The sequence below is a fragment of the Mycobacterium sp. ITM-2016-00318 genome, from assembly GCF_002968285.2.
Taxonomy (GTDB): domain Bacteria; phylum Actinomycetota; class Actinomycetes; order Mycobacteriales; family Mycobacteriaceae; genus Mycobacterium.
Window position 1 is genome coordinate 1553509 of sequence record NZ_CP134400.1, and the last position, 19232, is coordinate 1572740.

Consider the following 19232-nt stretch of genomic DNA (forward strand, 5'->3'; position numbering starts at 1 on the left):
CTCCTTCGACAAGTGCTCCTGAGCCCACAACGCTGCCATAGAGGCGTAGATTGCGGGCCCTTCCAGGTGAATCGTTGACCCGCGTCCACAGTGAGCGGAGCCTGTGGTTCCACACCCCTAAAGCACTGTCGTGGTCAGTACGACGTTGTGGCAGGCTCCGTAGTTGTGGGTCCCGTTCCCGACGTCTTGTCGCCGGCTCAGCTCGGTCCGGTGACATTACGCAACCGAGTTATCAAAGCCGCGACGTTCGAGGCGGCCACCCCGGACGCGCTAGTGACCGATGACCTCATCGACTTCCACCGCAAACCGACCGCCGGTGGCGTCGGGATGACCACGGTGGCCTACTGCGCGGTGACTCCGGGCGGGCGCACAGAGCCTCACCAGATCTGGATGCGTCCCGAGGCGGTGCCCGGACTCCAACGGCTCACCGACGCTGTCCACGCCGAGGGCGCTGCGGTCAGCGCCCAGATCGGCCATGCGGGACCCGTGAGAGCCGTCAGGCCGGGTAAAGCCCGGGCATTGGCCCCGGTTCGGTCATTCAATCCGATCACGATGCGCTTCACGAAGAAGGCGACCCGTGACGACATCGAGGGCGTCACGGCCGCACACGCGGATGCAGCACGGTTGACCATCGATTCCGGCTTCGACGCGGTTGAGATCCATCTCGGTCATGGCTACTTCTGCAGCTCGTTCCTCAGCCCGCTGGTCAACCGTCGCGACGATGAGTTCGGCGGATCGCTCCAGAATCGCGCCAAGGTGGCCCGCGGTGTCGTTCAGGCCGTCCGACGTGCAGTGGGCAATCAGATCGCGGTGACCGCAAAACTGAACATGAGCGACGGAATTCGAGTTGGCATCACCGTCGACGAGGCCCTGACCACCGCCAAGTGGCTGGAGAGCGACGGCGGACTCGACGCGCTCGAGTTGACAGCCGGCAGTTCGTTCATCAACCCGATGTATCTGTTTCACGGCGACGTGCCGCTGCGGGAGTTCGCGAGCGTCTTCAACCCACCGTTGAGTTGGGGCGTTCGAGCAGTCGGGAAGAAAATCCTGCGCGAGTACCCGTACCGCGACGCGTACTTGCTCGACCTGGCGCGCAAATTTCGCGCTGAGCTGTCAATGCCCTTGATCCTGCTAGGCGGCATCACCAACCGCGAAACCATGGACCTTGCCATGGCCGAGGGCTTTGAGTTCGTCGCGATGGCGCGAGCTTTACTCGCGGAACCGGACCTGATCAACCGGATTGCTGCCGACATGAACACTCAATCCGCTTGCACACACTGCAATCAATGCATGCCGGCCGCATTTCGATCCCGCCCGTCCGTACGCACCCATTGCGTCGTGACCGGTTCTCCCGGTTGACCCTAGATGCACGGTCACATCGCCGTCGGCGATAGGTACCTGATGTCGGGCTTGCAGATGCCGCAAGCAACACCGTTATGCTGGTCGACATCTGCCGTCAAGGTTGTCAAGGGCGACGTTTATCCCAAACAGGAGCGCCTCAATAACTTCATGCGAGCTGGCGCGACGATATGACGGATATCGTTTGCCTTCCAGGCCCACACCCGAATACCTCACATCGACGTTGCAGTTCGTCGATTGGTTGTAGCGTCTGTTGCAACCAAAGCTGTTGAACTACAGCCGATGTCGTTGATAAACGGTGCTTTTCGGCCCACATCGCTTGCCGGAGTACACCGCGAGAAGAGCCTTGTGTTGCGCCTGGGCGAGCCGCGACTCGGCCCGGGTCGCAGCGGTGACTGCATGTACAGCACGGGCGGGCTTGGCAGTCTCCGTGTCTGGCGGCGCCTGCACCGTGAGGTCTTCCGGGGGTAGCGACTCGCGAAAGACAACCGCGTAAGTTCGCGCTGGGCAGATCATAGGAGCCGATCATCGCCTTGCCGGGTCGGTGCTCTTGCTCGCGGCGATCGCGGAAGCCCGGGTAGATCGGCGAACCAGTCGTCCCGGCTCCCGGACCGGGGTCGCGCGCAATGTGTCAAACCTCGCCACTTCGTCGCGGGCTTTGGTTACGTTGGCCAAGGAGCTGTGATTGTGAATCCGTCTCAGCAAGGGGTGCGGTAATGACAGATCAGTCCTTCAAGCCCAATGCGACCAAGGCCGAGCTTGCGATCTCGAAAGGCTGGGTTCAGGGCGTCGCCCTGGTCATGGTGTTCGGCTTCCTGGTGATGGGCGTGCTGGCCGCGCGCACCTATTCGGACTCGATGCCGCTGCCACAGCGGGTGGTCGGGCCGAACGGCCAGACCCTCTACACCGACCAGCAGATCACTTCAGGACAGCAGATCTTCCTGCGCCGTGGACTGCAGGAGTACGGCTCGGTGATGGGCCATGGCGGCTACCTCGGGCCGGACTACACCGCGGAGTACCTGCGGCTGTCAGCCGATCACGTCGGTGACGCATTGCGCGACTCCGGATCGCCGGACCCGACCGCCGCCGTCGTGGACATGATGCGAACCAACCGCTACGACAAATCAAAGGGGACTTTGCAGTTCACCGCCGAGCAGGTGCGCGCCTTCGAGCAGATACGCGCCTACTACGCCGACTTCTTCGGCACCGACTCCACAGAGCACGGGCTGATCCCGCAGATGATCACTGACCCGCAGGAAATCCATGACCTGACAGCGTTTTTCAGCTGGACTAGCTGGGCCAGCGCGGCCCAACGCGAGGGGCACAGCTACTCCTACACCAACAACTGGCCACCGGAAACGCGGGTCGATAACACGCCGACGGCCGACATCCTGGTCTGGTCGGCGATGTCGCTCATTGCCCTGCTCGCCGGGTTGGGCGCACTGTTCGCCCTCTACGGTCGGTGGAGCCGCAGGATCGGCTGGCACGCGGCCGAAACCCCGTCGCTGGCTTTCCGTCAACCGGGTGAGGTGGCGATCACGCCATCTCAGAAAGCAACGGCCTGGTTCTTCCTCGTCGTCGCCGTGCTGTTCCTCGGCCAGGCGGTGCTGGGCGGCGCGATCGAGCACTACCGTGCCGAGCTGAGCGACTTTTTCGGCTTCGATCTGGCCCGAATCCTGCCGTTCAATCTGGCACGCACCTGGCATGTGCAGCTGTCGCTGCTGTGGACAGCGGCATCCTTCCTCGCCGCCGGCATCTTCCTTGCCCCGATCATCTCCGGCCGCGAACCTCGGCGGCAGTCGTGGCTGACGTACGGGCTGCTCGGCGCACTGTTCGTCGTTGTGGCCGGCACGTTGGCGGGAACGGCATTGAGCACCTTTGGCGTCGACTGGGCGAAGGGCTCTATCTTCTTCGACCAGCAGTGGGAATATCTCGACCTGCCGAGGTTCTGGCAGATCCTGCTCGTCATCGGCCTGTTTCTGTGGATGGCGATTATCTACCGCTCGATACGATCCCGGTTGAAGACCGAGAGCAAGTTGAACATGCCCTGGCTGTTCTTCTATGCAGGCCTGGCCATCCCCGCGTTCTACGCGGTCGGCATGCTCGCCGGCACCCAGACGCACCTGACCGTCGCCGAGTTCTGGCGTTTCTGGGTGGTGCACTTGTGGGTCGAGGACTTCCTCGAACTGTTCACCACGGTCATGGTCGCGTACATCTTCGTGATGCTGGGCGTGGTGCGACGCCGGATCGCCATCCAGCTCATCTTCTTGGACATCATCCTGTACTCGGTAGGCGGGGTGATCGGCACGATGCACCACCTGTACTTCTCCGGCACACCGGTCGAGCACATGGCACTGGGCGCGTTCTTCTCCGCGATGGAGGTCATCCCGCTGACGTTCCTGACCATCGAGGCGTGGACGTTCCTCCAGCTGGGCTCCCGGCAGCAGTCGCGCAGTAGCGCGCCGTTCCCGCACCGGTGGGCGGTGATGTTCCTCGTCGCGGTCGGTTTCTGGAACTTCGTCGGCGCAGGGATATTCGGCTTCCTGATCAACCTGCCCATCGTGTCCTACTACCAGATCGGCACGGCGCTCACCGCAAACCACGCGCACGGCGCGATGATGGGCGTCTATGGGATGCTCGCCGTCGGCTTGGCGCTGTTCGCGCTGCGCTACATCATCCCGCCGCGACGCTGGCCGGACAAGCTGGCCAAGCTGTCGTTCTGGTCGCTCAACATCGGCCTGGCCTGGATGGTCTTCGCCACCCTGCTGCCGCTCGGTGTTCTGCAACTGTGGCATTCGGTCAACGACGGATACTACGAGGCGCGGACACTGGGCTACATCACTCAACAGGGCAACGTCGTGCTGGAGTGGCTGCGGATGCCCGGGGACTTCCTGCTCATCCTCGGTGGTGTGCTGCCTTTCCTCTGGATCGCCTGGCTTGGGGTTCGCTACGGGATCAAGGCGACCACGCATACGCTTCCCGCCGAGACCCTGTTCGTCGAGGAGCACGCCGAGGCGGAAGAGGACCGGACCGGGTTGGCTGTGACGGGGGGCGGCCGCCAGTCGCCCTACGCATCCGACCGCCGTCCGGCGCCCGATGACAGTGAGACCCGGGACAATCCGTGACCGTGGGCATCGGCATCGGCATCGCCGCGTGGCTGACCGTCGGCTACGCCGCCCTGCTCGTCGTCGCCGCATACGGCATCGATGCATTCGCCCGACGCGCTGCCGCCAAGGTGGAGAAACATCGGGCGGGTGCGTTCGTCTACCACGAGGATCACGACGCATGGCTCTGCCCGGAGGATCAGTGGTTGTGGCCCAAGTCGTTTGACCCCGACAACCGGGTCATGCGCTACCGGGGCAGCCCGTCGATCTGTAACGCCTGCCCGGTCAAGCAGACGTGCACCACCTCAAACGACGGCCGTGAGGTGAGCCGGGCGATCGACAGCTGGCCGGCGTCGGAAGCGGCGCGGTTCCACCGCGGGATCGCGTGCGCCGTTAGTGTCATCGCTGTCCTCTGGCCGCTCGCAATGGCTCTGGCGGCTGGGACCGCACCCGAGGCGCTCCTGCTCGTCGGGTGCGCCATCACGGCCGGCCTGGTGTCGCTGCCACTGTGGTCGCACCTGCGCCGCACCCCAGCAGTACCCGCCGGCGTGGTGTTCCAGTCGCTCGACGAGAACATCGAGGCTCGAAAGCGGTTGGCCGAAGCGGAGATTCGCCGCCGCACGTCCTACGCGTCTGATCGGCGGGAAGAGACCGAGCCCCAGCCGCGGAGGGTACGCTGATGGATCTGTGGGTGGTTGGTGTCGTCTTCGTCGTCATCCTGCTCGTGGCGCTGGCGATCGCTTCGCTGCGCATCGTCAAGGAGTACGAGCGCGGTGTGGCGTTCCGCCTCGGCCGGCTGCGCGGCCCGCTTGGGCCGGGCATCGTCATCGTGCTGCCCGGCATCGACAAGCTCGTACGTGTAGACCTGCGAACAGTCACGCTGACCATCCCGCCGCAGGAGGTCATCACCCGCGACAACGTGACCGCGCGCGTCAACGCCGTAGTGCTGTTCCGGGTAACCGATCCCACGAAATCGGTTATGGCCGTGGAGAACTTCGCAGTCGCCACCTCCCAGATCTCACAAACCACCCTGCGCTCGGTCGTCGGACGCGCGGACCTCGACACGCTACTCGCGCATCGGGCCGATCTGAATGAGGACCTGGCTGCCTCGATCGCGAGCCAGACGGAACCATGGGGAATCAAGGTCGAGGTCGTCGAGATCAAGGACGTCGAGATTCCCGAGATGATGCAGCGGGCGATGGCCCGCGAGGCCGAGGCGGAGCGGGAGCGGCGCGCGAAGGTGATCAGCGCGCACGGCGAGCTGCAGGCGTCGGCGGAACTGCGTGACGCAGCGATCACGCTCAGCGAGAGCCCCGCGTCGCTGCAGCTGCGCTACCTGCAGACGCTGCTCGAGCTCGGCGCTGACCAGAACTCGACGGTCGTCTTCCCGATCCCGATGGACATCGTCCGCCCGTTTCTGGAGGGCGCGCAGAGGAACTCGACAAAGGAGGCGGGCGGTACTGGCGACGCCGTCTCCCACATCAGAAGGGTGAAGTCCGATGAATAGCGCAGCACCTGATCCGGCAACCGTAGACGAGCGCGGCGGTGACGAGGTCGATGCCCTGGAGCCCGGTCGCGCCGTGGTCCTCGAGCCCAACCCGCCGGGGATGTGGCGGACGCTGATGGGATTGGCAGTCGCCGTGCTGGCGCCGCTGTTCGGCTTCCTCGTGGGCAGCATCTTCGGCGCCGGGACCGTGGGTGACTCGATCGACCCGATGTTTCTGTCCCTGTTCATCGGCATTGTGATCGGCGGCATCGGGGTGCTCGTTGCGCTTTCCGGCGGGGCGCGGTTGTGGAGGCATATCCATCAAGAGGATGCGGCCGAGTCGTGATGTGTGTCGTAGCCGGCGCTACGACGTCGTGGCCCAACGCATGCTCGAGAGACCTGGCGACCTAGCTGCGATCCGGCTCGGTGCGGGGACCGAAGCCTTCCTCCGATTCGCCGGCAGTGGCGTGGCGCCCGATGTGCGCCTCGGCGCGCATTCGGTCCACCATGTGCGGGTAGTGCAGCTCGAATGCCGGTCGCTCCGAACGGATTCGGGGCAGCTCGGTGAAGTTGTGCCGCGGCGGCGGGCAGCTGGTCGCCCACTCCAGCGAGTTGCCGTAGCCCCACGGGTCGTCCACGATGACCGGCTCGCCGTAGCGCCAACTCTTGAACACATTCCAGGTGAACGGCAGCACTGAGATACCGAGCGTGAACGCGCCGATCGTGGAGACGACGTTCAAGACGGTGAATCCGTCCGTCGGCAGATAGTCGGCGTAGCGGCGGGGCATGCCCTCGTCGCCGAGCCAGTGCTGCACCAGGAACGTGGTGTGGAAACCGATGAAGGTCAACCAGAAGTGCAGCTTGCCCAGCCGCTCGTCGAGCAGCCGGCCGGTCATCTTCGGGAACCAGAAATACACCCCGGCGTAGGTGGCGAACACGATGGTGCCGAACAGCACGTAGTGAAAGTGCGCGACGACGAAATAGCTGTCAGTGACGTGGAAGTCCAGGGGCGGGCTGGCCAGCAACACCCCGGTGAGCCCCCCGGCCAGGAAGGTGACCATGAACCCGACGGCGAACAGCATTGGCGACTCGAACGTCAGCTGGCCCTTCCACATGGTGCCTATCCAGTTGAAGAACTTGATACCTGTAGGCACGGCGATCAGGAACGTCATGAAGGAGAAGAACGGCAGCAGGACCGCGCCGGTGGCGAACATGTGGTGCGCCCACACCGCGACCGACAGCGCGGCGATGCTCATGGTCGCGTAGATCAGTGTGGTGTAGCCGAAGATCGGCTTGCGGGAGAACACCGGGATGACTTCGGTGACGATGCCGAAGAACGGCAGCGCGATGATGTACACCTCGGGGTGACCGAAGAACCAGAACAGGTGCTGCCACAGCAGCACACCCCCGTTGGCGGGGTCATAGATGTGGGCGCCGAGGTGGCGGTCGGCGGCCAGACCGAACAGCGCCGCGGTCAGCAGCGGGAACACCATCAACACCAAGATCGACGTCACCAGGATGTTCCACGTGAGGATCGGCATCCGGAACATCGTCATGCCCGGCGCGCGCATGCACACGACCGTGGTGATCATGTTGACGCCGCCGAGGATGGTGCCCAAGCCACCCACACCCAGCCCGAGAATCCACAAGTCGCCACCGGCTCCGGGGCTGTGGATCGCATCCGACAGCGGTGTATAGGCGGTCCAGCCGTAATCGGCGGCGCCGCTGGGGGTGATGAAGCCGGAGAGGGCCATCAGTGCGCCGAAGACGAACAGCCAGAACGACAACGCGTTGAGCCTCGGAAAGGCGACGTCGGGGGCGCCGATCTGCAGCGGCAGCACCAAGTTGGCGAAGCCGAACACGATCGGCGTGGCGTAGAACAGCAGCATCGCGGTGCCGTGCATGGTGAACAGCTGGTTGTACTGCTCGTTGGACAGGAACTGCAGCCCAGGCAGGGTGAGTTCGGCGCGGATGAACAAGGCCATCAGGCCGCCGATGAAGAAGAAGATGAAGCAGGCGACCATGTACATGATGCCGATCAGCTTGTGATCGGTGGTGGTCACCAGCTTGTAGATGAGGCTGCCCTTCGGCCCGAGCCGGGCCGGGAATGGCCGGCGGGCTTGCAGTCCCTGCAACGGGGGTGCTTCAGCTGTCATGGGGTCCCCAGACCAATCATCGGGGTCGCATGGATGGTGCTTCTAAGCCTAATACCGCTATCCCTGAGTGAACGGAATTTAGCGGCGAGAGTTCGGGAATGCCTGCGTCAGTTCTCGGTTGATTGTCGAGCACAGAAATCGTGGGCCTCGTCATAGCCATAGTCCCCGCCGTCGCGGAGATATGACCCACGTGGCGGATCGACTCGATGTGCTGCAGGAGTTTCATGCCGCGGCCCGGCAGGCTCGTCGTGCGCCTCGTCGTACTCGAAGTCAGCGCCCGGGGGTATGCGTATGTGATCGGCGCCGGGATTATCAGCGGGCCTGGTCTCTTCCATGTCACACCTCTTTCATGGGCGCTCGACTTGCCGCAGGGCGGTCGCCGCATCTCATTGTCGCGCCGTTGAGGACCACGCGGACATAGAAGTGACACTTCATTGGAGTTTTCTGCAGGGCCACGACAGCGATGGGTTGACCGCCGCCACTTCCCCGCTGGGTGGCGGGTAGACGACGTCAACATCCTGCGCGTTCCGCTGGTCCGGCAGCTCCACTGGAAAGAAGCAGGTCAGGGCCTGTTCAGCCCTGACCTGGCTTCCCTTCCTAGCCGTGGCTACCCGGTCCGTATGGGCCGAAGAAGTGGCATCCGACCGGGTTGGTTGCGCAATAGGAACCCGGTGCAGGTGCTGCGGGCGGCGGAGGCGGCGTCCGCACGGGTTCCGAACCGATCCAAATATGGCTCGCTAGTGGTTCGCCGGTGTTGATGTTCGTGATTGAGACGTTGCCTTCACCGAACGGGACGTACCAGTAGTCGTGGCAGACATTCGAGTCCCAACCGAACGCCGCTAACGGTCCCAGCGGTACCGGCTGTCCTGGGCACCATGTTCCGGTGGGATTCTCAGCCGCGGCAGTGCCTGTGCCCAGCCCCAACCCGGCCGCCGCGATGCCGCCTGAGATCAACGCCCCAACGACCGTGTGCCTCATCATCTTGTTCATCCTGTTTCCTTTGTCCACCGCGGCCTCCGGGGCTACAAATTTTGTGTGTGCTTGCTGGAATTTGACGCTGCGGGTAATTTTCCAGCTTGTGCGGTGTAATTGAACCTTGCCTCTGTTGCTACCGATCTCAATTTCGACATATTCACGGTCCGCCACACGACGAGTGGTCTCGACCACCGAGTCGACGCGCACAAGCGAAGGGATATCGGCGTGCGCTCCAAACCGGTGCTGGCCGGGGCGCTGTCCCCGGTAGGCCGCGCGGCGTCAGGCTTGGGCCCGGGAATGGCACCGCGCTGGCCCTCCCGTCGCAGCCATATGAATGGCGCCCGGGAATGTCCACCACAACCCGCCCGGGCCTGGGCCATCCTCGAACTATCGTGGCACGCGGACCGATTGCACCGCGTGGGCGCCGGCCTGAAACCCGACCTCAATCGGGGTCGCATCGCCACCACAGTCGCGATGCTCCGCCGAAATGGCACCACGTCATTCGGACGCAAGCGAGGGCTGTGACGAAAAGCGCTCGTGGTTGACGCTTTCGCGGCGGGCGACGCCCATGTTCACAACCACTCCCAGTGTGAGGACAACGAGCACGGCCCCGTATGCCGCAGCGAGATCCTTATCAACCAGGTATCCGACCACAGGAAGGGTCGTCGCGGTCGTGACACCGATGACCGCCTGTCGCAGCGCGCCGATCCTGCCCAGTGTGGACGCCTTCGCCTCGGACTGGAGGATGCTCACTTGTTGGCTGGACGACACCGCCACGCCGAGCCCGAGGACGACCGCACCGAGCAGTACAGCCGATTGCCCTATGGGACCGGCCAATTCGACGCCGACGGCAATCGTCGCGAAACCCACGATCTGTACCCCGAAGCCAGAGGTGACGGCTCCTCTTCTCGACACCTTCGACGAGTACCGTGCCCATAAGGGAGAGGCCATCATGGCCCCGACCGCAAAGCACACATCCAAGATGCCGAGCCAAATTTCATTGCCGTAGAGCTGGTTGACCAGCGGTGCCAGCGCGACATTGAACGCGGCGATCGTCAGGAAGTCGACGCCCAGTAGGAGCAGCGACAAGACGGAACTGGGGCTGTCGAGGGCATCTCGGAGTACCGCGCCCCACCCGGGTTTGTCGGCGTCGTCGCCGTCGTGCGTTGACGAGATCATCGATCGCGCCGATGCCAGCGCGTACGCGGCGACTGCGTAGGCAGTGGCGGCCGCAAAAAATGCCCACTTCGGCCCTGCGACCCAGAGGAAGGCGCCTGCGACCGCACCACCGACGATCTGACCCGCCTGAACAGAGACCGTCCATCGCACGTTGTATTGCGGAAGGTCGTCCGGATCGACCGATCGCGGGCCGACCGCGAAGATTCCTGCTCGATAGAACGGGCGGGCGAGGTTGACGATCAGACCGATGGCGATGCCCATGACCACCAGTCCTACGGGCGCGACGAGATATCCCATCAACGCCAGTGCAGGAACGATCGACGCGACGGCACACACCACTGCGGGGTTGACTCGGTCCGCCACACTACCGGCCACCGCCCCCAGCAGGATCGGCACCAGGAACTCGATCACCACAACACCGGTGAATGCGGAAACCGATCCCGATTTCTCGAAAAGCGCCTGCCCAAGCGTGATCGTGAAGCAGCCCGAGGCCAGGTTGAACAACATCGACCCGGTCAGCACGGGCAGTCCGGGCCACTGAGGAGCGATCGACACCATCAGGCAGACTCCAGAACCGGCGTCGGCGCAAGCGCAGCGATGCGGGCCCGATTGCACGCTTCTCGTGGATCGTCCGCGCGGGCGAGCGCGCCCACGGACCTCCCGTAGCTGGAGTGGACATGCGGCGACACCTGGTCTCCCGCGTTCAGGAGGGTGGTCACGACATCCACGCCAGGCATCGATCGCGCCTCATCGACGCCGTCCCAACCCGCTATGACGCCGATCTCGACCGGAAAAACGAATTGACTACTCGCGTAACCGAAGTTGTCGACTTCCGGGATGTCGTCGAGACCCTCGAGCAAGTCACGGACGAAGAGCTCGACAAGATCAAGTCCAGTGGAGGCCCGCACGAGGTCGAGAATCATGTCGCCGCCACCCCGAAGGTGTGTTTCGACGATGTGCGCCGCGCCGGCGTCGTCGAGGATCACTTCGGTGTGCAGCAGCCCGCGGTCGATGCCCAACGCTTCAACACACGCGACCGCAGCGTCCACGATGCGAGTACGGTCCACGAACTCAACTGGGGCCGGGTGCAGGTGTCCGGATTCGACGGCGCCGATGGTGGTCTTGGCGGTCACTCCGTGCCATGACGCGCCCGAACGCACGATCAGAGATTCGACACTGAATTCCCTGCCGCGCTTGCGCTCTTCGGCCAAGTAGCCTTCGACCTCGCCTGGGCGATCATCGAGCCACGCTTGCAGCTCATCGGCCGAACGGTGGAACGTCACGCCTATGCTGGCGCGCCCATCGACCGGTTTCAGCACGATCTCCGACGCCGGAACCGGACCCGACCATTCGACCCGACCGTCGACAACGAGACCGTGAGCGACGGAACCGAGGCCGGTGGCGTCGAGGCGGGTGCGCATCGCGGACTTGTTGATCGTGCGATGGGTCACCCCTGGGCTCGGAAAGCGAAGACCCAGCTTCTGAGCGACCAGCGCCCCGGTTGCGACGGCCTCGTCGTGGAGGCAGAGCATGCCGTCGAACCTGGTTCCGGAAGCAGCCTTGATCACTCTGTTCGCCAACGCGACATGGTTGTCGCCCTCGTATTCCGAAACGTCGATGATCCGCGCGTATGCGTCGGGCGTAAGCATCGTCTGCGCTGCCCCCGTCTTGATCAGTGTCAGCTCGGCTCCATGTCGACGGGCGACCTCGTGCACGGATGCGATGCCGCCCACCACAAGTAGATGAGTCATGCCGCGGTCCCCCCGGCACCGACAACCATCAGTGCGCTAGCGCCGGTCGGGAGCAGGCGATGTCCCACCCGCGCATCAGTGAGCTCGCGACTGATGCCGGGGAAGTCGTTCATGTCGACGAGTGCGACGTCGTCGATCATCGCCGTGTCGACGTCACCGACCAGGTTGCGCTCGAGAAGCAGACGCCGGCGACCGTCGGGATAGGTGACGGCCTGTGTGCACCGGAACCCGTAGGAGAAGTAATTCCGGAGCGACCGGTGGTTACGTGCCGAGATCTGAGCGAAACCGCGGTGTGCACCGAGGGCCTCCGCCGTCGCAATGTGGCGGTGAATGCCGGCACGGTGCAACGCACGTCCCTGATACATCGGCAACACCATCGCCGCGGCGAACGCGACGTCATTGGAAGCCGGTGCACAGGCGGCGAACTCGACGTCCTCACCCGCGGCCACCAGGTCGGTGGTCAGCGCGAGGTATGCCACCAAGTCGTCTCCATCGAAGAAGCCGAGCGACTCGCCGAAGACGTTCAAGTGACCGCGGACGAACATCTCCTCGTCGTCCTCGCGAACGTAGAAGTCAGAGTCGGAGAGGCTGCCGAGTACGACATCGCGCAGAGCGATGACCGCGTCGTAGTCCTCCTGGTCAAGCTGACGCCACATAATCAGGTACCTCCCATTTGGTTGTTGTGTCGATGTGGTGCAGAAGCTTCGAGATGGTGATCAGGCCGGACTCCACCGAATCGGTACGAAAAACCGCCCGGGCGAACTCGGCGTTGGTGTGGGTCATCGCGGAGAACTGTCGGCCGGGTTCGGCGATCTCCGAGAGAACCACGTCGGGATGTTCGAAGCGCTCCGGAGCTTCGGCGAGTAGCCCCGACACCGGAGAAATATTCAGCTGCCCCGCCAGTGAACGCTGATGCACCGAGGCGTGCCGGAAAGGAACCCCGCGCTGGGCGAGAATCGACTCCTCGACGAGGTTCACCCCGTAGGAGAGTTCGACCTCCTCCGGAATGGATCCGCCGCCGATTCGCGACCCCACTTCGCTGAACACCGGACCGTCGGGCGTCAGGAAGGCCTCGAGGTGGAATGCGCCGTCGAAACCGGGAAGGCCGTCTTCCAATGCAGTCCTTGCCAGTTCGAGGATGGTCTGTGCCTCCGGGCTGTCGGCGGGAAGCATCACCGAGCCCATGTAGCCGCCGCCGAGGAAGTCCAGGTGCGTGTTGACATAGAGCGCGACAGCCGAGAACACAACGCGCCCGCCACGGCACACGCCGTCCACCCGGTACTGTTCGCCGGGCTGAAACGCCTCGACCAGCCACGGATACGTTCGGCCTTGGTCGCTGAACGGACCGGTCCGCAGGAACGTGCGTAGTTCCTCGACATTGTCGAGTACGGACACGCCGGAGGAGCCGCGGCCGTGCGGTGGCTTGACGACGCACGGATAGCCGAGCTCGGCGACCGCGTCGTGCAGCTCGAGCGCGGACCGGACCTCGCGGTGCGGGGCCACCGCGATGTTCGCACGGCTCACCGCCGCCTTCATCACTGTCTTGTCTCGGAAGTGGAGCGCGTCGTCGGGGTACTGGCCGGGAATCCCTCTCCGGGAACGGATTTCAGCTGCTCGAAGGATGTCGGCTTCGGCCAGCACGATGATGCGCTGCAGACCGTGACGAACGACCATCTCGTCTGCGACCAGCGGAATCTCGTCGTCAGTCGTGTAATCGGAGAACTCGATCAGGTCGGCCAACCGGGTGGTGTCGACGTCAACGGGTCCTGAGGTGATCAAGACCGATCCTGCGGGGACGACGTCGGCGAACCGCGTCCGTCCGAAGTGATTGATGACCTTGGCCGGACTCATGACCAGGACCGGAGCATCGGTCATGATCTGTCCCTTTGCGGCTGCGCAGGAGTCTTCCGCCCGTGTCCAGGCTTCCCGCATGTCGTCGCCAACGGTCAGCACGTAGCCATTGAGGTCCGAGGAATCGGTGATGTCCGCGACGTCCTCGGGGCGATGTCGGCTTGGGCGCGCGACCCGCACCACTCCGGCACGTCCGTCGATCCCATCGACATACGCCGGGTCTGCCCAGTCCAGCTTCCGCATGGCGGCGGCGCCGTGCCGGTGGCCGGGTTCGGGCGCTGGGAGACCGAGGACCGCGAAGATGGTCTCGGTAGCGAAATGGCGCCCTGTCGTCAACTGGGTGAGTTCCCAGATCTGGTCGCCGCCGAATCGGGTATGGGTCTCGATCAGTCCGATGTTGAGGCCGTCGACCATCACCTCGGTGTGACTCGGTCCTGTGCGGTGCCCGATCGCATCGAGGATCTGCACCGTTCGGTTCACTACGGCTTCTCGTTGATTCGAGCCAAGCTCCGCAGGCTGCCAGTGGCCGAGTTCGACGAATTCCGGTTCCCCGGTGGTGAATTTCCCTGTGATGGCGAGGATTTCGTGACGCCCGTCGACACTCATCGCTTCGACGCTGAACTCATCGCCGGGCAACACCGCCTCGGCGATCACCGCGTTCTCCGGATTGTCCACGAGTGCCCACCATTTGAGCCCTGCGATCGAGTCCCATGCTGCACGTAGATCTGCGTCGTCGCGGATCAACCGCACGCCGGCGCTGCCGGCGCCGGTGACGGGCTTGAACACGATGGGAGCGTCCGACAACGCTTTACGGAACTCCAGGATCTCGTCGAAGCTGCGGCACAGGCGCCACGGTTGTTGGTGAACTCCATGGCTTTCCAGCGCCTGTCGGGTGAGTGCCTTGTTATGGGCGGTGCGGACGGCGTCAACCGGGTTCGACGGAATGCTCAGCGCGTCGGCGGCGACGGCTGCGGCCAGGATGGCGGATTCGAGGAAACACACCAGCGCGGTGACGGGTGATTCTTGGTGCATCGGCCGCAGCAAGTCGATGAGGGAGTCCGCCGAGATCTCGGGTACCTCGATGAACCGATCGACCGCGGAGCGCTGGAAATCGGTGGCCCGATCCGGTGTCTGGATCAGCGTGATGGTGGTGTCGGGCGGGCGCACCACCGGCAGGCTGGAGTCATTGCCGCTGATGACGACGAGATGGAGGGTATTCATGTCAGGCCGCCGTGCTTGTCGTCGGCGCGCGGAAGTGAGTTCGAGAGGTGATGGCATCGGCGATCGTCTGAGCAGCATGGCTGGCCTGTCGGACGACCACATCGAGTGCGGAAACGGTGAAATAGCTGGCAGCAGACACCTGGCCGACGAGCAGGAGGTCGTCGCGTGGCCCGCCTCCTGGGATCAGGGCCCTGCACGTCGCAGGATCGACTAAGCCGTGGCCCTCGTCATCACAATCGACCAGGCCCGACTTGACGAGGTCGGCAACTAGTTCGGGGCCATCCGCCAGGATCGATGACTGTCCGTGCGCGGGTATCACGCGGTCGACACCCAGGTCGGTGAGGATTCGGTCGAGGCCTTTGTCATTGGCGTCCACTCCTGCATGCAGAATCAGGCGCCCGGCGTCCTGCATGGCGCGAAGCTGACGCCAGCGGCTCAACGGGATCCTGACCCGGTATCGGAACCACTTCGATCCCAGCGATGCACGAAGCGCTGTCCTTTCCCGCTGGGGGAGCAGGGCGAAGGCGCAGTTGAGGGCGTGATTGGTGGCGCTGAGTGTGTGATGGCAGGCGAGGTCGGCCGGATCGGCCAGCGGGTCTGACCAGTGGGCGGCGTGGGCGGCGTCATCGAGGACATCTGAAAGCGAGAATCCGAACCGGCCGAGTTCGTGCTCGAGCAGCCCGAGCACCGAATCCGCTGTCAGCTCGTTTTCCAGCCCGAGCCCGATGACCGCGTCCTCAGTGAGATGCTCTGGCGCATCGGCGATCTGCGTCGCCTCGACCTGAATGCGGGGCAGGGTGCCGGTGCGGGAGAGCAGATGAACGATTGTCTCGCCATCGTCGAGCGCACAGGCGACGTCCACGGCGGTGAGACCGCTGCCGAGGACCGCAACCTCACGCTCACCGCCGACTCGGGCCCGCAGGCCACTGAGCGGGTAGGGGTCGACGATGGCGTGGGAGGTCGCGGGCGGGGACGGGGACCACACACCGGGAGCGACGACTGTGATGTCTGCCGGCGGCAGATCGGCTGTGTCACCCACGACCGACATTCCGTCGGCTCGGGGCTCGATGGTTCGGGCGTGCATAGGGTAGAGCCGGACGCGGACCCCGCAGTCGCGCAAACGAGTTATTGCCTTCGCCAGGGTCGCCGCCAGGTAGTCGCCGTAGACGGACCGCGGCATCGGCATTTCGTCCAAGCTGGTCGAGGGGCTACCGCAGCCGTCCAGCCAGCCCCGGAATGAATGAAGCGACGGAGACAGCGCCTCCAGCCGGTTTTGAGAGGTGTTCACCGCAGCGGCGGGCAAGTCACTACCGAAAGCGCTGCCGCGTCCGAGGTTGTCTGGGCGGTCGACGACGTCCAGTGCCAGTCCGCTCCAGGAGCTGTCTGCAAGCTCCGCGAGTCGACTGACTGTGAGGGTGCCTCCGACACCGATTCCGACGAAAGCGATGCGCCCGACGCTTGCCGTGTCCACCGTCGCAAGCCCGATCGTCATCGTGTTCCCCTCGTGGTCTTTTGGGCGTTCGTAGCCATGAGGGAAATAGTCGTGATTAGCGAATCGCTCCGTAATCCTCGCGAAGCCAGATTCCTCTACAGAATGGGAAAGGGTTTTCTATCCGACGGGTAAGGAAGCGCGGCTTCGCTCCCGCGGAAGTCGATGAATCGTGCGGGCTTCCGTACTCCCGCGCGAACGCGTGACGACCACGGCTACCGATCTGAATAGCCAAGCGCCGCAGTCAAGTCGAGGCCAGCGTGCGACTCAGCGCCGCGATGATGACGTCGGCAGGTGGTTGACCGCTACGGCCCGGCCCGGCCCGGCGCCATGGCTCGGGCGGCCCATGCGGCGGCAGCGGCAGAGAGGACGTGCCAGGCGCCGTGGTACTGCCAGAGGCTGTCCGGTCGGCACAAGGGCGACCCGGTGCGCCCTGCGGCGTAGGCGGCCAATCCCAGCGCAAAGACCCCGGCCGCCGCCGCCCATACCGAGCGCCACTGCCGGCGCCCGCTCCAGACAAGCCCGGCGAGGTACACCGCTCCCACGGCGACGATCGGCCAGTCGTGGGCCATGCCCGCCCATGACGGCTGGGGCCCGTGGAAGACGAAGCTGCCTGCCCCGACCGCCATCAGCGCCACGCCCGCAGCCTCAGCCAGCGGTGCTCTCAACCGCATCGCCCAGCACAGCACGGCGATCCCGGCGACGACGTAGGCCAGGCTGGTGGCGGCCAAGACGGGCTGCGCCAGCGCGCCGTCAGCGATGCGCTCGCAGTCCGAGTGACCGAAACCTGTGGGAGCGCTCAAGACCTGCATGGGCGACCCACGGTAGCGCGCATCGCTTCGCGAATTCGAGAGCCGGTCCTTCGAATCGCGGCAATCGGCAACCGCCAACCGGCAAACTTGGTCTCCTGATGTCATTGCGGAGCGTCCGCCTGATCGCGCACGCGGGCCGAACGTGGGCGGGCCTCACGGCGGCATTGGTTCTCGGCGCGCTGCCGGCGCTTGCGTTTCCCGCGCCATCGTGGTGGTGGCTGGCGTGGTTCGGCTTTGTTCCGCTGCTGTTGGTGGTGCGCGCCGCCCCGACCGCCCGAGGGGCGGCCGGGCGCGCGTTGTGCGGTATGGCCGGGTACATTCTGGCCACCCAGTACTGGCTGTTGCCGAGTGCGGGACCGCTGCTCATCGTCATGGCGATCGGACTTGGCGCGCTGTGGCTGCCGTGGGGACTGGCCGCCTATCTGCTTCTGCGCGAACCGATTACGGTCCGCGGGACTCTCGAGGCCATGGTGGTGTTGCCGAGTGCCTGGGTAGCGGCCGAAGCGGTTCGATCCTGGCCGAGTCTGGGTGGTCCATGGGCAACGCTCGGCGCGTCGCAGTGGAATCAGCCGGCCACGCTGGCCTCGGCCTCACTCGGCGGCGTGTGGTTGACGAGTTTCCTGATCGTCGGCGCGAACACCGCCATCGTCAGTGTGATCCTTAACCGGCGCTTGTCCGCCCGCCTCATCGCCGCAACGGTGGCAGTGGCATGTGCGGGTCTCGGCCCGGCATGGTTCTGGCTGGGACCGGCGCCTCCTGATGGGTCGACGGTGCGGGTGGCGCTCGTTCAGCCGGGCAATATCGAGGACTCGGCCGCCCGTCAGGCGGCTGGGGAAGCGCTGACCGCGGATCTGGCGGGCCGACGACTCGACCTGGTCGTCTGGGGTGAGAGCAGCGTCGGGGTCGATCTCACCGGTCAGCCGGCGGCGATGGCGCTATTGGCGGACCTGTCCCGGCGGGTCGGCGCGGACCTGCTCGTCAACGTCGACGCCCGTCATCGCACGGGCGGAATTTACAAGTCGTCGGTCCTGATAGGACCGAACGGATCGCGCGGCGCCTATTCGAAGACGCGGCTTGTGCCATTTGGCGAGTACGTACCGCTTCGGCCGCTGCTCGCATGGGCCACCCGGCACACCAAGGCGGCGGCCGAGGACCGACAACGCGGCAGCGGTCAAGTCGTGTTGCACACCGGACGGCTGCGGGGAAGCGACGCGGAAACACTTGTCGAAGGACTCGCAATCGGACCGCTGATCAGTTTCGAGACAACCTTCTCCGACCTTCCTCGCCGGGAGGTGCAACGCGGCGCGCAGCTGCTGGTGTATCAAAGTTCCACCTCGTCGTTCCAGGGAACTTGGGCGCAGCCACAGTTGGCCAGCCAGGCCGCGGTGCATGCCGCGGAGGTGGGCCACCCGGCAGTGCACACCGGTTTGTCAGGCGTCAGCGCGGCCTTTGACGCACGAGGCCGACAACTTGCGTGGTACGCCGCCACCGAACGCGGCGCGATCGTCGTAGATGTGCCGCTCGGATCACGCACCACCGCTTTCCAACGGCTCGGGAATTGGGTGTGGGGGTTGGCGTTTTCGATCCTCGCCGGCGCAGGCATCGTCGCGACCATGCGGTCCGGCCGACAGACATCTGCTGGCTGAAGGAGTCGCCTACGTGTGAACTCGGACGTAGCCGGGTACTGAGTGCACAGGTGTACGCCGAATGGTGACTGGAACGTGAAACATAGGGAGCCGACTGTGGCTGCGACGCTACGGGGCTTCGTGCGGTGGAATGTCAAGCCCGCCCACATGTCGACGGCGCCACGACGCCAGTGGTGCGGATGCGGTGCTTCACCTGGTCGACA

At 64.7% G+C, this 19232-nt stretch carries 14 protein-coding genes; 6 read left to right on the plus strand and 8 right to left on the minus strand.

Going from position 1 to position 19232, the window contains the following annotated elements; genetic code table 11:
* The first annotated feature begins 165 nt into the window (after window positions 1-165).
* The 5 genes from C6A82_RS07615 (at window position 166) to C6A82_RS07635 (ending at window position 6295) form a co-directional block, all read left to right on the plus strand.
* Window positions 166-1359: an NADH:flavin oxidoreductase gene (locus C6A82_RS07615; protein WP_105343592.1), complete on the plus strand. Its 1194-nt coding sequence runs from the start codon at window positions 166-168 to the stop codon at window positions 1357-1359.
* Window positions 1360-2075: 716 nt separating this feature from the next.
* Entirely contained in the window at window positions 2076-4484 is a 2409-nt protein-coding gene (locus C6A82_RS07620; RefSeq protein WP_105343594.1) for a nitric-oxide reductase large subunit, read from the plus strand.
* A gap of 2 nt (window positions 4485-4486) precedes the next feature.
* Complete coding sequence (locus C6A82_RS07625; protein WP_233216836.1) at window positions 4487-5143, plus strand: hypothetical protein; 657 nt, start codon at window positions 4487-4489, stop codon at window positions 5141-5143.
* Window positions 5143-5970 (plus strand): slipin family protein, encoded by an 828-nt coding sequence (locus tag C6A82_RS07630; protein ID WP_105343599.1) that lies wholly within the window; start codon window positions 5143-5145, stop codon window positions 5968-5970. The genes C6A82_RS07625 and C6A82_RS07630 overlap by 1 nt, the downstream gene beginning before the upstream one ends.
* A complete protein-coding gene (locus tag C6A82_RS07635) occupies window positions 5963-6295 on the plus strand; it encodes a hypothetical protein (RefSeq protein WP_105343601.1) in 333 nt (110 codons plus the stop codon). Before C6A82_RS07630 ends, C6A82_RS07635 begins: the two co-directional genes overlap by 8 nt.
* Before the next feature lie 61 nt (window positions 6296-6356).
* Here C6A82_RS07635 and ctaD read toward each other — a convergent pair whose 3' ends face one another.
* The 8 genes from ctaD to C6A82_RS07675 form a co-directional block, all read right to left on the minus strand.
* Window positions 6357-8105 (minus strand): cytochrome c oxidase subunit I, encoded by a 1749-nt coding sequence (ctaD, locus tag C6A82_RS07640; protein WP_311101731.1) that lies wholly within the window; start codon window positions 8103-8105, stop codon window positions 6357-6359.
* 597 nt (window positions 8106-8702) lie between these two features.
* The gene (locus C6A82_RS07645) at window positions 8703-9287 is read right to left on the minus strand and encodes a hypothetical protein (RefSeq protein WP_142405794.1); all 585 of its coding nucleotides are present in this window, start codon (window positions 9285-9287) and stop codon (window positions 8703-8705) included.
* Window positions 9288-9578: 291 nt separating this feature from the next.
* Window positions 9579-10817: an MFS transporter gene (locus tag C6A82_RS07650; RefSeq protein ID WP_105349294.1), complete on the minus strand. Its 1239-nt coding sequence runs from the start codon at window positions 10815-10817 to the stop codon at window positions 9579-9581.
* On the minus strand, window positions 10817-12010 hold the full coding sequence (locus C6A82_RS07655) for a hypothetical protein (protein ID WP_142406065.1): 1194 nt from the start codon (window positions 12008-12010) through the stop codon (window positions 10817-10819). Before C6A82_RS07655 ends, C6A82_RS07650 begins: the two co-directional genes overlap by 1 nt.
* Complete coding sequence (locus C6A82_RS07660) at window positions 12007-12666, minus strand: hypothetical protein (RefSeq protein ID WP_105349296.1); 660 nt, start codon at window positions 12664-12666, stop codon at window positions 12007-12009. The genes C6A82_RS07655 and C6A82_RS07660 overlap by 4 nt, the downstream gene beginning before the upstream one ends.
* Window positions 12650-15082: an acetyl-CoA carboxylase biotin carboxylase subunit family protein gene (locus C6A82_RS07665; RefSeq protein ID WP_158261678.1), complete on the minus strand. Its 2433-nt coding sequence runs from the start codon at window positions 15080-15082 to the stop codon at window positions 12650-12652. Before C6A82_RS07665 ends, C6A82_RS07660 begins: the two co-directional genes overlap by 17 nt.
* Before the next feature lies 1 nt (window position 15083).
* Window positions 15084-16574: an FAD/NAD(P)-binding protein gene (locus C6A82_RS07670; protein ID WP_105349298.1), complete on the minus strand. Its 1491-nt coding sequence runs from the start codon at window positions 16572-16574 to the stop codon at window positions 15084-15086.
* Window positions 16575-16876: 302 nt separating this feature from the next.
* The gene (locus C6A82_RS07675; RefSeq protein ID WP_105349299.1) at window positions 16877-17383 is read right to left on the minus strand and encodes a hypothetical protein; all 507 of its coding nucleotides are present in this window, start codon (window positions 17381-17383) and stop codon (window positions 16877-16879) included.
* A 98-nt stretch (window positions 17384-17481) separates the two neighbouring features.
* On the opposite strand from C6A82_RS07675, the gene lnt reads away from it, so the two are divergent.
* A complete protein-coding gene (gene lnt, locus C6A82_RS07680) occupies window positions 17482-19029 on the plus strand; it encodes an apolipoprotein N-acyltransferase (RefSeq protein ID WP_105349300.1) in 1548 nt (515 codons plus the stop codon).
* The last annotated feature ends 203 nt before the right edge of the window (window positions 19030-19232 follow it).